Source organism: Massiliimalia timonensis (genome assembly GCF_900186585.1).
Classification (GTDB): Bacteria; Bacillota; Clostridia; order Oscillospirales; family Ruminococcaceae; genus Massiliimalia; species Massiliimalia timonensis.
This window is the reverse complement of record NZ_FYDD01000004.1, coordinates 936,496-952,196: the sequence shown is the minus strand read 5'-3', so window position 1 is coordinate 952,196 and position 15,701 is coordinate 936,496. Positions and strand designations below refer to the sequence as shown.

General features: G+C 47.2%; 13 protein-coding genes and 1 pseudogene. 1 reads left to right on the top strand and 13 read right to left on the bottom strand.

Translation table 11 applies throughout. The features are described 5' to 3' along the window. Window positions 1–47 precede the first annotated feature (47 nt). From CIB36_RS13685 to CIB36_RS12270, 3 genes are all read right to left on the bottom strand, one after another. Complete coding sequence (locus CIB36_RS13685) at window positions 48–3,083, bottom strand: SH3 domain-containing protein (RefSeq protein WP_158662699.1); 3,036 nt, start codon at window positions 3,081–3,083, stop codon at window positions 48–50. 272 nt (window positions 3,084–3,355) lie between these two features. After that, window positions 3,356–4,537 (bottom strand): ABC transporter permease, encoded by a 1,182-nt coding sequence (locus tag CIB36_RS12275; RefSeq protein ID WP_093989815.1) that lies wholly within the window; start codon window positions 4,535–4,537, stop codon window positions 3,356–3,358. Further along, entirely contained in the window at window positions 4,530–5,525 is a 996-nt protein-coding gene (locus CIB36_RS12270) for an efflux RND transporter periplasmic adaptor subunit (RefSeq protein ID WP_093989814.1), read from the bottom strand. Before CIB36_RS12270 ends, CIB36_RS12275 begins: the two co-directional genes overlap by 8 nt. 137 nt (window positions 5,526–5,662) lie before the next feature. On the opposite strand from CIB36_RS12270, the gene CIB36_RS13375 reads away from it, so the two are divergent. Next, entirely contained in the window at window positions 5,663–5,815 is a 153-nt protein-coding gene (locus tag CIB36_RS13375) for a hypothetical protein (RefSeq protein WP_158662698.1), read from the top strand. 29 nt (window positions 5,816–5,844) lie between these two features. Here CIB36_RS13375 and CIB36_RS12265 read toward each other — a convergent pair whose 3' ends face one another. From CIB36_RS12265 to potA, 10 genes and pseudogenes are all read right to left on the bottom strand, one after another. Further along, on the bottom strand, window positions 5,845–6,273 hold the full coding sequence (locus tag CIB36_RS12265; RefSeq protein WP_093989813.1) for an RNHCP domain-containing protein: 429 nt from the start codon (window positions 6,271–6,273) through the stop codon (window positions 5,845–5,847). A gap of 307 nt (window positions 6,274–6,580) precedes the next feature. Continuing rightward, on the bottom strand, window positions 6,581–7,141 hold the full coding sequence (locus CIB36_RS12260) for a GNAT family N-acetyltransferase (RefSeq protein WP_093989812.1): 561 nt from the start codon (window positions 7,139–7,141) through the stop codon (window positions 6,581–6,583). Window positions 7,142–7,157: 16 nt separating this feature from the next. Then, window positions 7,158–8,537 carry a DNA repair protein RadA gene (gene radA / locus CIB36_RS12255; RefSeq protein WP_093989811.1) on the bottom strand — a complete coding sequence of 460 codons (1,380 nt, stop codon included), beginning with the start codon at window positions 8,535–8,537 and terminating at the stop codon, window positions 7,158–7,160. 58 nt (window positions 8,538–8,595) lie between these two features. Further along, on the bottom strand, window positions 8,596–9,324 hold the full coding sequence (locus tag CIB36_RS12250) for an N-acetylmuramoyl-L-alanine amidase (RefSeq protein WP_093989810.1): 729 nt from the start codon (window positions 9,322–9,324) through the stop codon (window positions 8,596–8,598). A gap of 66 nt (window positions 9,325–9,390) precedes the next feature. Then, window positions 9,391–9,963, bottom strand: coding sequence for a hypothetical protein (locus tag CIB36_RS12245; RefSeq protein ID WP_093989809.1), 573 nt, complete (start codon window positions 9,961–9,963; stop codon window positions 9,391–9,393). 77 nt (window positions 9,964–10,040) lie between these two features. After that, window positions 10,041–10,922, bottom strand: a complete 882-nt coding sequence (locus CIB36_RS12240) for a DUF368 domain-containing protein (RefSeq protein WP_093989808.1) — start codon at window positions 10,920–10,922, stop codon at window positions 10,041–10,043. Between the two features lie 162 nt (window positions 10,923–11,084). Further along, window positions 11,085–12,251: an ABC transporter substrate-binding protein gene (locus CIB36_RS12235; protein WP_093989807.1), complete on the bottom strand. Its 1,167-nt coding sequence runs from the start codon at window positions 12,249–12,251 to the stop codon at window positions 11,085–11,087. 17 nt (window positions 12,252–12,268) lie between these two features. Next, entirely contained in the window at window positions 12,269–13,063 is a 795-nt protein-coding gene (locus CIB36_RS12230; RefSeq protein ID WP_093989806.1) for an ABC transporter permease, read from the bottom strand. After that, a complete protein-coding gene (locus tag CIB36_RS12225) occupies window positions 13,060–13,860 on the bottom strand; it encodes an ABC transporter permease (RefSeq protein ID WP_093990031.1) in 801 nt (266 codons plus the stop codon). Before CIB36_RS12225 ends, CIB36_RS12230 begins: the two co-directional genes overlap by 4 nt. A 379-nt stretch (window positions 13,861–14,239) precedes the next feature. After that, window positions 14,240–15,274, bottom strand: a pseudogene (gene potA, locus CIB36_RS12220) (spermidine/putrescine ABC transporter ATP-binding protein); the annotation flags it as partial. Between the last annotated feature and the right edge of the window lie 427 nt (window positions 15,275–15,701).

Sequence of the window (15,701 nt, the reverse complement as noted above, 5' to 3'; positions counted from 1 at the left end):
CCTGTACAAAAGGGCGCGCAAGTGAAAATACTTGTGCGCCCTTTTCGTTATGCTTTCTTTAAATATTTTGAAGCAACGTAATAATATTTACTGTTCTTTTTGATTTTATACCATGTGTATCCGTTCGCTGATTTAGAATAGCCTGATACTACAGAAACCTTGCTGCCACTATACAAAAGGCCCGCAGACTTATAGGAAGTTCCCGCACCAGTACGGTAATGCACAGTAGTCGTTGCCTTGTAAGTTGCCAATTTCTCGGCAGAAGAACTGCCGGAACCTGAAGAGCTTGCATTTTTCTTCAGGTATTTAGAAGCAACGTAATAATATTTGCCGCTGATTTTAATTTTAGACCAGGTATAACCATTGGCAGATTTAGAATACCCAGACACCACAGAAACAGATTTCCCTTTGCTCAGGGTAGCAACCACTTTATAAGAAGTACCCGGACCTGTCCGGTAATTGACTGCCGTTGTCGTGGTATAGGTGATCAGTGTTTCTGACGAACTGCCTCCAGAACTACTGGAGCTTCCACTTGAAGAACCAGATTTAGTTAAGTATTTAGAAGCAACATAATAATATTTGCCGCTAATTTTAATTTTAGACCAAGTGTAACCATTGGCGGATTTAGAATATCCAGACACCACAGAAACAGATTTCCCTTTGCTCAGGGTAGCAACCACTTTATAAGAAGTACCCGGACCTGTCCGGTAATTGACTGCCGTATTGGTCTTATAAGTCACCAGCTTTTCAGTAGAGCCGCTAGAACCACCCGAAGAAGAATCAGATTTGGTCAGGTATTTAGAAGCAACATAATAATACTTGCCGCTGATTTTAATTTTAGACCAAGTATAGCCATTGGCGGACTTGGAATAACCCTCTACCACAGAAACAGATTTCCCTTTGCTCAGGGTAGCAACTACTTTATATGAGGTTCCCGGGCCTGTCCGGTAATTGACTGCTGTATTGGTTTTATAGGTCACTAACTTTTCAGTGGCTTTCTTTTCCCATTGCGCATACAGTGTGGTATTCTTGGTAATGCTTACCTTACTGCTGGAAGTGATTTTTGTGCCACCGGATTTTGCAGTATACCAGCCCTTAAAGTCATACCCACTGCGGGTTGGGGTAGGCAAGGTCCCATAGGTACTGCCGTATTTCACAGTTTTGGAAGAAGTGCTGACACTTCCGCCATTAGCGTTAAAGGTGACCTTATAAGAAGCAGAAGATCCTGCGTTAACCTGCACGCCAACTACGTCAAAGCTGCCGCCGCCAGTCTGTGCATAAATCATAGCCGTCCCTTTTCCAACTGCGGTAACTTCCCCCTTGGAATTAACTGTTGCCACGGCCGGATCACTGGTTTCATAATAAATCGGCCCGGTAGTTCCTGTTTTCTTAACAGAGAGCGTCTTTTTAGCGCCCTGAGTCAGGGTAAAGTCCGCATCAGCAGTAACATAATCCGCACTGACATATCCCGTGTAGGTTTTTCCCTCCACACTTGCGCTGATGTGCAGCCAAAACGGGGAGGACAACGTAGAAGTATCATAATTTTGGACCGTATAGGTGCTGCCATCTAAAATCGTCACCTTAGTTCCCTTTGGCAGACTGACAATGACGCTTCCGCTGGGCGATGCAGTTTTACGCACTTTTAAAGAACTGGACGCTGTTACAACTTTTCCGGTCTTTTTCGATTTATTGATCGTTACTTTAGAATTTTTATCCGGCATGTTGTCAAAAACCGGAATGTAAAAAACCTTGCTGTCGGAAAGGGTGCCCATATTGTTGTGCGCATTGTATGAGGAGCTCGCCTCTGATGCCGCGCCGAAAATACTAGTCATATACTGATGGGTATAGGTATCGTAATACGCGTCAGGATTTACATTAAACCGTTGGAAATATCCGGTGTTCTGCCCTTTCAGAATATAAGAATTCCCAATAAACTTCGCGCCGCCGACGATCGCCAAAGGCGGAGAAGTCCAGGGGCGCTCATAGCTTCCGGAACCGCTTGCGTACTTTAACCCGTTTTTGATCGGAGCCGATCCATCAGAAGCGCCGATATTATAGAAATTGTAATATCCTTCATAACCTTCATAGGTGCCGCTTATACTACCGCTTGGCTGACCATTTATCGTAACCTCCTGCCGGATTTTAGAGGCCAGATAATATGGACTTACACCGCTGTCTACCCCAGCCTGATAGATGACCTGTCCATAAGTTTGGGACAGGTTTACTGTTTTTCCCTTTGTATCTTTATAAGAAATCTTTTTATTGGACATGAATGTTCCTTTTAGGATAGCTTCTACCCCCGCCTGTGTATGGGCGGACTTATCAAAGGTGTTCGCCTCAAACATAAAGACGCGTTTGGTATCCAAAAAGTTTCTTGGGTCGACGAAATAAGCGGTGTTTGCTTTGGTAGTCCTCACCCAGCCGCCTGCGTCTCTTTGTGTATATTTTCCCGTTGCCGGATCGTAATCTCCTGCCGCGTTGCTTTTGATCAAATCGCTGGCACTGCCTTGGACCAAGCCTTTGCATTCCCCATTGACCACATCTTCCCAGTCTAATCCTGTGTCTATCGCTTTGAATTTCCAGTTTGGATACTGCTTATGTAATGCTTCCAAAGCGCTGTGGTAGCTTTTTGGGAATGCTTTCAGGCTCTGAGCGAAATCGTCTGTCGACGCTTTCGCCGCCATAAGCATCGGCGTCGCATTGGAAAGCCGATCCAGTAAAGCCTGCGTGCGGTCATCCGGCAGTGCTTCTTCCGACTCCTCTTCCTCTTCTGTTTCCAAATCCTCCGGCTCTTCTTCTGTTTCTTCTTCAGAAGTCACCTCAGAGGTATCCTCTGTTTTAGAAACTGTTGTGTTGTCTTCCGAGGATGTAGCCTCATCGGAAACCGTAGAAGAAGTTTCTGTTTCCGGGGAAGATTCTATATCGGACGTTGTGTCTGATACATCTTCAGAAGCTGTTGACGATGTATCCTCCAAAGCAGAAGTTGTTTGGGAGGCTGCTGATTCCTCTTGCGCAAACACCTGAGCCGGAACCGCAGTGGCCAGCATCATGGCAATCAGGACAACAGAAAGGATTTTTTTCATCTTTCTACATTCCTCTTTCTTTTCTAAAATATCTATCTTAAGTAAAGCACAAAAAATGATGACACTTTTTATCAATGACATTATAGCGTACCAGTTGTCAAATGTCAATTTTATTTGAAAATTGGGAAGATTTGCATAAAAAAGGCAGGTATCCTTTAGAATACCTGCCCATTTCATTTTCCGGTTTTACTGTTTTATCCAGAAATTTCTGTTCTTCCATGCTATTTCTTAGGTTTCTCTTTCCAGAAAAAACAGTGCAAGAAAACGCCATTTTATGTGACCTCATGCCGCAGGGCATCAACTGGTTTTAGGGAAGCTGCTTTCAAAGCCGGATAAACCCCAAAGATAACACCGATCCCCACTGCAAATAAAATACAGCCGAGCACGCTTCCAAGGTGTATTACCGGCGCTATCCCTAAAACACCGCAGCCCAACAGCGCCAGCAGCACCCCGGCTGCCGCCCCGGCTACAGAACCGATCAGCGTGACTAAGCCCGATTCGATCAAAAATTCGGTCAAAATAATTTTTCTGGTAGCACCGATCGACTTTTTGATTCCGATCTCCCGCGTACGCTCGCTGACCGAAACCAGCATAACCGTCATGATCGAAAGCCCGGACACAAGCAAAGAAATCCCCGCGATCACCGTTAAAATCAAAGTTACCACCCGCATCAAGGACTCTATCATCTCCATTTGGCTGTTCAGATCCTGCGCTTTTACAGCATCCTTTACCCCATATTCCTCATTGAGCTGAGCAGTCAGCGTATCTGCTGTTTTTTGGCTGTCCTGCGAAGTTTTGACCATGATCTGCCCTAAATCTGTTTTGTTCTCCAGTGCCTGCATAGTGGTATAGGGAAGGTAGGTGAAGCAGGGTACCATTTCCCCCATCATGCTTTGCAGCAGATTCCCGCCTGATTTGATGACCCCCACCACCTCAAAGGGACGGTACACCCCGTTCATCAAAATCTTCAGTTCCTTCCCCACGATATTGGAACGGTGGTACATACTTTTGGCATAACTTTCGTCCACTAGGCAAACCTGTGCCATCGTCTGCACATCGTTCTGACTGATCAGCCTCCCGTGCAGGACTTCCAGACGGATCATGCTGGAGATGCTTTGATCCACTCCCCAGATCACACAATCGTCTGCCCCGCTTTTCAGCTTTACAGTACTGTAATTCACGACCAGAGGGGTCGCGCTGTCCACCAATGTATTGCTGCGCAGTATGGAAAGCTGGGTATCTGTCAGTTCGGTCGTATTCTTTCCGCTGCTGATCAAAATGCCGCCGGCCCCCAAATCGTTCAGCTCCTGATTTACCGCAGATTGTCCCACATCGCTGATAATGGTGATCAGCACAACCGACATGACTCCTACCGCGATCCCAAACACTGTTAAAAAAGAGCGGACCTTCTTTCTGGTAATATGCTTTAGCGCGTTTACAAAATAATCAATCATTTTTGCTCTCCGACAAACTTACAAATTCCCCGTTCCCCGACACCTTGCTGATATCCTCGATCACCCATTCATCCGGGTCCAGTCCGCCGACCACCTCAACGGAATCGGCTAGTTCTTCCCCGGTTGCGATCACCCGCATTTTTGTCTGTCCGTTCTGGTACAGGTATACAAATTCAGACCCGCTGTCCTGCTGGTCGATCGCGCTGTAGGGGATGGTCATCAATGGTTCGGTTTCGCTCAGCCGGATCGTTCCCACGGCGGAATACCCTGCCTTCAGGTCCGCATCCTGGTCTTCTATCTTCACATACACATTTACCACGGTTTGTTTCGAGGTGCCAACCAATGTTTCCTGTGCCGCCGGGGAGATCTTTTCGATCGTCCCGTGATATTTTTTTTGATCCAGCGCGGAGATCTTCAGCGTGACCTCCTGCCCTGTTTTCAGCTTCGCCGCATATTCCTCCGGCACTTTCAGCGCCGCACGCAGAGAGCTTAGGTCCGCGATCGTAGCCACCGTTTCGGTCGGAGAAACCACTGCGCCTTTGGTCAGGTTCAATGTACTGATGACTCCGGAATAATCCGCTACGATCTGAGAGGGGATCATCGCCGCAAGCGTTTCCTGATCCAGTTTGACAGTTTCCAAAACAGAGGACAGTTCCTCTGGGACTGCGTCATACAAAGAAAGCATGGACAAGATCGCCTGCTTTGTCTTTTCAAAATCAATTTCCGCAATCACATCTCCGTTCTGTACGCTATCCCCCAAATTGACATAGACTTCTTTTGGAACCAACGGCAACTGGGCGCTCAATTTACTTTGCCCGATCTCCTCGATCTTTCCGGTAGCGCTGACCTTTTCGTAATAATCCTCATAAACCGGCTGGGTCACCTCTACCTGCGTCAGGACAGCGCCCGTTACGATCTGCGGCAGGCATAGCGCCCCTATGCTTAACACCGCTGTTGTACCAAATAAAACAGAAAGCCTTTTTTTCATCTTTCTTCCCCTTTCGTCCTCGTTTCTTTCATTGATAGTGTTGGGCAAAAAAAGGGAAATATTTCACCTGTCAATAAAATAAATACAAATTCTTCACACATACTATTGATAACACCAAATCAGAAAGGGTTTGTTTTATGAATTTAGTCCTCTGTGATAAAGACTGCCTTCATCAAAAAGACGGATACTGCAAGCTCAAAGCCAACGCCGCTCCTACAGGGACGCCGGTAGGCGGCTGTTGTTACTACTGCCCAAAGCCCGCCCCAAAGCAAAAAAGCCGCCCCAGATAAACAAGGCGGCTTTTTTCTATGATCTCAGTCTATCGGCGCAGGCTTCCCGCTCCGCCCATCAACTCCGTCATCTCTTCAAGACGTTCTAACGGGAACGGCGGTAAACACAGCGGCTTCATCGCGATCGACATCAACTTCATGGGGTTGTCATCGGCAGCAACGCGGTTAGAGCTTAAAGCGCCGCACCGGCGGCAGCGGTGGATCACCGCCCACTCCCCGTTCTTCCGGACCCAAACCGCGACCGGCTCCATGATCCCGCCGCAGTCAGATTCCCTGTCCCCTGGCTCATTGTCCACATGCAGGCTGGACAGACAGTTTGGACAATGATTGCGATGACCGCTGCCGGCTCCGGCCGAAACCACCGGCCGTCCGCATACCTTACAGGTAAAGCTTTCTGTGCAGGTGTGTGTTTTATAGTATCCCTTTTCATAGCTTCTTCTTTTGTTTTCACGATTCATGGTTTTCTCCTTATCCTAAATACAGCATTCTCCTTTTCAACATTTTAGGACAATAAAAAATGGATGGCCCACTATTTGGGTCATCCATAGACTTATCCTGCGTTAGCCGCCAGCTTTATCTTCTCAAGTTAAAGTGCGCAGTATTCCTCCTTGTAACAACAAGCAGGAACCATATCTTCCTATCCGCAAAATAAGTACAACAAAAACAACCCATCACCAGATACGATGAGAATAAAACTTTTATTGCCCTGTATTTAGCGAATAGCCGACATCCACACACCTCCTACTGTAATTTGTATCAAGTATATCACAGAACAGTTTCCCTGTCAACGGCTTCCAGCTTTGGAAAAGGGACTGGAAACTGAGCAGGCTGATTCTTCTCCCGCAACTCAAGCACCTGAAAATCCAGATCTCTCCATTCTCCAAATTTAAACCCTACTTTTGGATGGATCCCCAAAGAACGGAACCCCAGCTTCTGATGGAACAACTGGCTTTGGGGATTGGGCGCAGCGATCACCGCATACGCCTGATAATACCCCTGTGCCTTTAACAACGGGAGCAGTGCCTGATACAGCGCTGTTCCAACACCCTGCCGCCGCACGCCCTGTTTTACATAAACAGACAGCTCGCAGTCCCAGAAATAAGCCGCGCGGTCATGGTAATGGGAAGCATACGCATATCCTATGACCTCTCCCCCTATCTCACAGACCAGCCATGGAAATTCCTGCTGGATGGCATGCACCCGTTTGGTAAATTCCAATAAACTCGGCGCCTCGTATTCAAAGGTAACAACCGATGTTTCAATGTAAGGCCGGTAAATCTCCAGCACCGCCGGAATGTCTTTTTCACAAAGCAGACGAATCGTCATCGCATTCTCCCCTTTTTTAAATCCCCAGTACTTTCTGAACAGCCTCCCGGATAGTAGAAACCCCGATGATCTCAATTTGGTCGGGATTGATGTTTTTTAATTCCCGCAGCGAATGCTTGGATACAATACAGGTTTGAAACCCCAAGCGATGGGCCTCTTTTATCCTTGGCACGATATTGGACACACTCCGCACCTCGCCGGTCAGACCGATCTCCCCAAACGCCAGCACCTTTTCGGAGATCGGCTTGTCCCGCAAGCCGGAGATCAGCGCCAAAGCAATAGAAAGGTCTGCCGCCGGCTCGTCCAGCCGAAGCCCGCCGACCACATTGAGATAGGCATCCAGACTGGAAAAATAATATCCGCACCGCTTTTCCAAAACTGCAAGGATCAGTGCCAGCCGGTTATAATCAAATCCGGTAGCCGTCCTGCGTGGATTCCCGTAAACGGTTTTACACACCAAGGCCTGTACCTCTGCCAAAATCGGACGGGTACCCTCCATCACACAGGCGACACAGGTGCCGGATGCCTCTTCAGGCCTTCCCTGAAGCAGCATCATCGAAGGGTTTTCCACCTCCTGCAGGCCGCCGTCCAGCATTTCAAATACACCGATCTCATTAGTAGAGCCAAACCGGTTTTTCACCGCCCGCAGAATCCTGAAATTCTGGTTGCGGTCCCCTTCAAAGTGCAAAACTGCGTCCACAATATGTTCCAGCACCTTTGGCCCGGCGATCGCCCCGTCCTTATTCACATGTCCGACAATAATAATCGGGATATCCTCGCTTTTTGCAAGGTGCAGAAAAGCATTGGTGCTTTCCCGTACCTGCATCACGCTTCCCGGGGAGGACTGAAGCTTTTCAATATTCATGGTCTGGATCGAATCCACCATCACCAAATCAGGCTGCTGTGCCAGAATCGTATTGGCAATCCGTTCTACGTTGGTATCCGCCAGCAAAAACAGGTTTTCGCTGTTCACCCCCAGCCGGTTGGCGCGCAGCTTGATCTGGCGGACAGATTCCTCCCCGGATACATATAAAATTTTTAGATCCTCACCCAGATATTCGCAAATTTGCAGCAAAAGGGTGGATTTCCCGATCCCGGGATCGCCGCCCAGCAGCACGACGGAACCCTTCACGATCCCGCCTCCCAGCACCCGGTCCAGTTCCGATACGCCGGTGTGAAAACGGATCTCCTCATTTACATCCACGCTGTTGATCCGGTAAATCTCAGACTGCCGTCCAGTGGCAGTAGCAGAAACCTTCTTCCCTGCTTCTGCCGCCGGAGCAGCTTCCACCATTTCCAGTGTATTCCACCCGCCGCATCCGGGACATTTGCCAAACCATTTGGGCGTTTCGTACCCACAGCTTCGACACACATACATTTCCTTTGTTTTTGCCATCTTTTATCACCCTGTTTTTCTTCCGTCCCTGCCGCAGCCGCGGCAGGGAAACTTTACTTTACGTCCGCCCACAATATTCCATAATTCCGCAATAGATCGCAAACGCCATTTCTTTTTGATATTCTTCGTCCGTAAGCTTTGACGCTTCCTCGTCGTTCGACAAAAAACCACATTCCACCAACACGATCGGGTTCTGCGCATGCATTAAAAGATACACCGACTTGGTTCCTGGTTTGATCTTGCGGGTATTATCCGGCTGCAATTTTTCCACGATCGAACTCTGTATTGTCTGGGCTAGGATCTCGCTTTCAGGATCATTCACGCCGTAAAACATCTGCGCGCCATGATACTTGCTTTCCCCAAATTTGTTTTGGTGGATGGACACGGTGATCGAATCGGGGTCTTCATCAATGATCTCAAGACGTTTGCGGATGTCTTCCTTTTTCTTCTGGGCAATGGAACTTTGTTCGGTGCTGTACAGGGAACGATCCGTGTCCCTGGTCATTACTACCTCTATCCCGCTCAATTCCAAATATTCCCGCAGATACCCAGCAATCGCCAGATTGATCTCCTTTTCCACTTCACCATGGATCCCTTCCGCGCCGCCATCCACACCGCCATGTCCAGCGTCAACAACCACCCTGCTGACCTGCGCGGTTTCTGCCGGCTGGGTGCCGGCCGTCATTGGAACATCCTCCAGCAGGATGCCAAAGCATGCAAAAATGCCCATCACCGCAAGAAACATCAGCTTTCCAGCGGTTAGGTCACGTCTTCCGGTATGATACATAAAACACACCCTTTCTATCCCACCCGATGCACGGGTATAAGATATTATATGGGTGTGTTTTCTCTTTTATTTCTTTTTATTCTTTCGATTTTTATACATCAATTTGTCCATAACTACAATATCTTTGTACCCAAGGACATAACCGCTGTGAGCAAATACCACTGTGACCAGCGACATCAGGCAAACCACCAGCACTTTCCAGAAAGCCAGCTCCAGCAAAGTCTGTTGTGTCCCAGTCACCAGATTGATAAAGATCATATAGTGCATATTTAGGACGCGGTATACCACCAATCCAAAATCACTGACTACGCCGCAATCAAACAGGTTTAAAACAATGATCGCCAAGTCTAATACAAACATAGGAATCGAAGCAATCAGCCCAGCCTGTACGCCCCGCCACATGTTTTTTTCCATGCGGTTGAAGTGGACCCGGTTCAGGTCTTCATTTCCCATTTTCCAAGCAGTCCCGCTGATCAAGGACCAATACAAAAATAATACAAAGATCCCCACGCATACCTGGAAGATCATATTATCGCTGATCGGCACCATGCTCATCACCAGGATCAGCGCCAGAACGACCCCCGTCACATGCGCGCCAAAAATATTAAGTCCATATTTCCAAACTGGTTTTTGATTCATAGATTTTGTTTCCTCCCAAACGTGTTACAATAAATTTAATTATAGCACTGTCCATAGAGAAAAACAATAACACAAATCTAAACATTTTCAGAATTTGTCAGTTTTTTACCGGTTCTTCCCTTTAATTTTTCCCGCAGCCATTTGCTGTCAAAGACCAGTACGATCACGATCCCAACAATCAGCACCGCAATGGAACCAGCCAGCGGCAGCCCTGTGCGGAAATTATTGGTCGCAAGGATCTTGCCGAACAGCACCGGCCCGGATCCCAGCACAAATCCCAAAATGGAAAAATAGGTTGCCTGCGGGTAGCGGCGCAGAAAGAAATCTATGATCTTTGCCCCGAATAAGATCCCTGCTCCGGCTCCCAGCGCAATAGGCAGCAGCAGGAAGGCATCAAAGCTGGAGATCGCAGTCATCACCGTGGTGTAGACCCCGAACAGAAGCATAACAAAGCTTCCGCTGATCCCCGGGATGATCATACAAACCGCGGCCAGCGCGCTGCAAAAGAACATTTGTATAAACACCCACGGCGTTACAGAAGTGATCACTGTTTCTGTTTCCGGGGCAAACGGCCCTACAACTGTAACTATCATAATGGCAAAGGTCACCGCACAGGGGATCAGGTGCCACGGTTTAAAACTGTCTTTAGTAGCACGTTTCCAAATCATCGGGATACTGCCGAAAATAATCCCAATAAAAAAGAAGTTGATCAGCATATAATGCCGTTCTAACAAATAGGTAATCAAATTGCTGCACGCCAAAATAGCTAAGCCTGCCCCTAAAACCAGCGGGAGCAAAAATATAAGGCTTTTTTTCGGTTCCTTGCGCAGATTGGAAATAGAGCCGATCAGCCGGTCATAAATATTTAAAATGACAGCGGTAGTACCGCCGCTCAGTCCCGGAATTACATTGGAAATCCCGATCGCGACCCCATAAAAAACGTGTTTGATAAAATCCATCTTATTCTTTCCCAGCCTAACTTTCAAATTTTCATGATGTTTATTATATCATCTATATCCATCAAACACAACGAACTTACGGGAAGCTTAAGAAATCTTTATAAATTTCACCTGCATAAAAAAGCGGCGGGCTGTAAGGCGCCGCCGCTTTTTTATGCACTATTATCTGTTTCTCCGGCGGAGATATACGATCAATGCCCCGCCTAAACCAATGATCACAACGATCAAAAACACCAGTTCCCACACAGATGAACTGCCGGAAGCCCGGATGTCTACCCAAAGCTCGTCGATATACCGGTTTACGTCAGTTGGCAGGTTGACAAAACTTTCGCTGTTCGCGATCACTTCCTCCGAAGGATAGGATATCCCGTCATTCAAAACGTCTTCTCCAAGCTGTTCTTTTACCGTGTCCAGCGGGGTGGAATAACCGATAAACTCAATATTTGCCAAGCCAATGTCCGGTTCCAGCAAAAAATTGATAAATCTTTCCGCCTCTTCTTTATGCTCGCAGCCCTTTGGGATCACCATGGCGTCAATAAACAGGTTCGTCCCTTCTTTGGGTACTGCAAACGCCAGATCGGGGTTATCCTCCTGCATGATCAGGAAATCCCCGGCATAATACGGCGCGATCGCAGCTTCTCCGGACGACATCTTGTCAAAAATCTCATCCATGACATAGGCCTGAAGCACGATCTTCTGCTCTTTTAGTTTTTCTGCTACAGCGTTTAGCTCTTCAATGTCTGTGGTGTTCTGCGAATATCCCAACAGCTTTTCCGCAATTCCAAAGGCGTCGCGGGAGTTGTTGAACATCAAAATCTGGTTGGTATATTCCGGATCCCACAGGATATCCCAGCTGTCAACTTCTTCTTCGACCATGGTAGTATTGTAGATGATCCCTACGGTCCCCCAAGTATAGGGGATGGAATATTCATTGGTCGGATCATAGGCCGGGTTTTTAAACTCTTCTGAAATCGCCTCAAAATTAGGGATGTTGTTGAAGTCCAGCTTTTCCAGCATATCCTCTTCGATCATACGGGAGATCATATAATCCGATGGAATGATTACATCATAGTTTGCAGAACCGCTGCGCAGCTTGGCATACAGTTCTTCGTTGGTCGCATAGGTCGTATAGCTGACCTTAATATCCGGGAAGCGTTTTTCAAACTCTTTAATGACATCTAAACTGTCATCGCTTCCGTCCGAAATATATTCTCCCCAGTTATAAACTTTCAGCGTCACCTTTTCCTTTGCCTGAACCACAGGCGCCCCTGTTTTCACACAGGTAAAGCAAAGCAGAAAGGCGGCACACAGCGCAATCCATTTTTTCAATGAAAGATGCTCCTTTCTTACTTTTCCTTGTTTTTCATGGCACGCGCCTGTCTGACGTTCATAATAATTAAAATAATTAAAACCGCCAAAAACAGGATCGTAGATAAGGCGTTGATTTTCGGGTTGACTTTTTTGCGGGTCATCGCATAGATGGTGACCGGCAGGGTCTGAAAATCACTTCCATTGGTAAAATAAGTGATGATAAAGTCATCCAAAGAAAAGGTAAAAGCCATCAAAAAGCCGGCCATGATCCCCGGCATGATCTCCGGAACTACCACCTTAAAAAAGGCGGAAAACGGGGTACAGCCTAAGTCCAGCGCCGCCTCATAGGTATTTTGGTCCATCTGCCGCAGCTTAGGCAGCACGTTTAAGATCACATACGGCACACAAAAGGTGATATGCGCGATCAAAACAGTGATCATTCCCAGTTCCCAGTCAAACAGGTGGCTGATATACACAAACAACAGCATCATAGAGATACCGGTAACGATCTCCGGGTTGATGACCGGCATATAAGTCAGGTTCATGCACAATCCCCTGGCGCGCTTTTTCATATTTTTCATTCCCAGCGCGGCGGCAGTACCCAAAACGGTGGCAAACACCGCGGCCAATACCGCTACCAAAAGCGTATTCCCCAGGGAAGTCATAATCAGCTCATCGCGGAACAGCTCCTGATACCACTTAAAGGTGAAATCCGTAAAATTCGCCCGGCTTTTGGATTCGTTAAAGGAAAATACGATCAATACAAAGATCGGCGCGTACAAAAACAGAAGGACCAGATAGATATACCCTTTTGAAACCACTTTTTTCATATCACAATCCCCTCCATTTCATCATCGTCAAAGGAGCTCATGATCCCCATAATGATCAGCATGATGACCATCAAGATCAGGGACATCGCAGAACCGACATAGGGGTTATAGGTACTACCGATAAACTGCTGCTCGATCAAGTCACCGATCAGCATATTCTGCCCGCCGCCCAGCATCCGGGAAATAATAAAGGTGGAAACGCTCGGCACGAATACCATCGTAACGCCGGTAATGATCCCGGGCAGACTCAACGGCATCAGCACCTTTAAAATCACCTTAACAGGGTTGCAGCCCAAGTCCTGCGCCGCTTCGATCATGGAATAGTCGATCTTCGTCATCACAGAATAAAGCGGCAGGATCATAAAGGGCAGGTAGTTGTACACCATGCCAAGCACGACCGCTCCCGCCGTATTGATCATCTGAAACGGTCCGATATGGAAGATACTCAAAAATTTATTGATCAAGCCCTCGTTTTCCAGCAAGGTCATCCAGCCGTAGGTACGCAGCAAAAAGTTCATCCACATCGGCAGCATGATCAAAAGGATCATCGTCCTTTGATAATGCTCGGTGGAACGAGAAAGGATGTACGCGATCGGGTAAGCAAGCACAAAGCAGATCAGCGTTGCAATGATCGCCAGATTGATCGACTTAATAAAAATCGGGGTATACTGGCTGATCTTGACGATGTTATCCAGCGTAAAGCCGCCGTCTTCAGAGGCAAAGGTGAAATAAACCACCAAAACCAGCGGGATAATAATAAACATAGCCATCCATATCAAATATGGGAAAGCGGTCATCTTATTCTTCACTTGCCGCTCCTTTCCGCTCTTCGCAAGGAGCTACTGCAATATCGTCAAACCGGAACTTGATCCCAATATCAGTTGCGATCTGCTCATCATTCATGGAATGGACCAGAAGGCTTTGATATTCCTCGTTTTCGTCTTTGGCCCAAACGATCATTTCATTATAAGCACCTTTGTATACCATGGATTCCAGATATACGATCAAATCACTGTGGTCTTCCGACACCACCTCTACAGATTTCGGCGGGATCGTCAGCAACACTTTGCTGCCTACCGGGAGATCTAAGCCCTCGCGGGTAAATTCCACCCCTAAAAAACGAATGGTATCCGTGTCGGCCACCGTGCCTTCGATCTTGCTGGTAAAGCCTTTAAAGATCCGTTTCATCACATGGATGTCATCCGGCCCAAAGGCTAAGGATACTTCCGATCCGACTTCCGCATTGCGGGTAGTCTGGATCATCCATTCCAACCCATCGCAGACAACGGTGATCTCATAATGCACGCCCTTAAAGACAACGCTTTTTACCGTCCCGGTCAAAGCAGTCTGTCCAGCCGGAACGATTTGGATGTCTTCCGGACGGAGCACGACATCTACCGGCGCGTCTTCCCCAAAGCCGCCGTCTAAACATTCAAAGGCAACGCCGTTTATTTCGACCAGCTTATCGCGGATCATGATGGCGTCAAAAATATTGCTCTCCCCGATAAAATCAGCGACGAACGCGTTTTTCGGTTCGTTATAAACATCCTGCGGCGTGCCGATCTGCTGGATCTCGCCATCCTTCATCACGACGATCGTATCCGACATGGTCAGCGCTTCTTCCTGGTCATGGGTCACATAAATAAAGGTGATCCCTAACCGCTGCTGGATATTTTTCAATTCGATCTGCATCTCTTTGCGAAGCTTTAGGTCCAACGCGCCCAACGGCTCATCCAAAAGTAGGATCTTGGGGTGGTTTACTAAAGCCCGGGCAATCGCAACACGCTGCTGCTGCCCACCGGAAAGCTTATTGACACGGCGCTTTTCAAACCCTTTCAGGTTTACCATGACAAGCATTTCGCGCACTCGTTTGTCGATCTCCTTGCGGTCCATTTTCTTCACCTTAAGGCCGAACGCCACGTTGTCGTAAACATTCAGATGCGGAAACAGCGCATACCGCTGAAACACCGTGTTGATCGGGCGTTTGTAGGCCGGCAGGTCGTTGATCCGTTTTCCTTCAAAAAAAACATCACCCTCATCCGGAAAAGCAAACCCCCCAATAATTCTTAAGGTGGTCGTTTTCCCGCATCCCGACGGCCCTAGCAAAGTCACAAACTCCTTGTCCCGGATATAAAGATTGATATTATCCAGGATCTTTTCCCCGTCATAGGATAAGGTGATGTTCTTCAAATCTAATAATTTTTCGCTCATTTTGTGCATCCCCCTTTGCGGATTTTAGTTTTTACATGAAGCTGAGCATTGCCCCACGCAGACCCCACTGGGCTTTTGTACCACCACCCGCAAAAGGCTTTTTCCCCCCGCGCTTTCGGCTTGGGGTTATAGTGGACATACGCACAGTGAATATAAGATACAAAAACAACAATTATAAATATAGGACGAACCAATCTAAAAGTCAAGCGTTTTTCCAAAAAAAATCGCAAAATTCCAGTTTTTTTTCATATCCTGCCGCAATTAACCGAATTTAACACAAATTTATATCTCAAATACTCAAAAATACTTCTTATTTTAAAGGTATTCTCTTTTTTTCTAACCTCTTGTGCATGGTACACAATTTTCATTCAGCGATATTCACATTTTATACATTTTTAAAAATAATAAAAACGCCGGGAGAAAACTC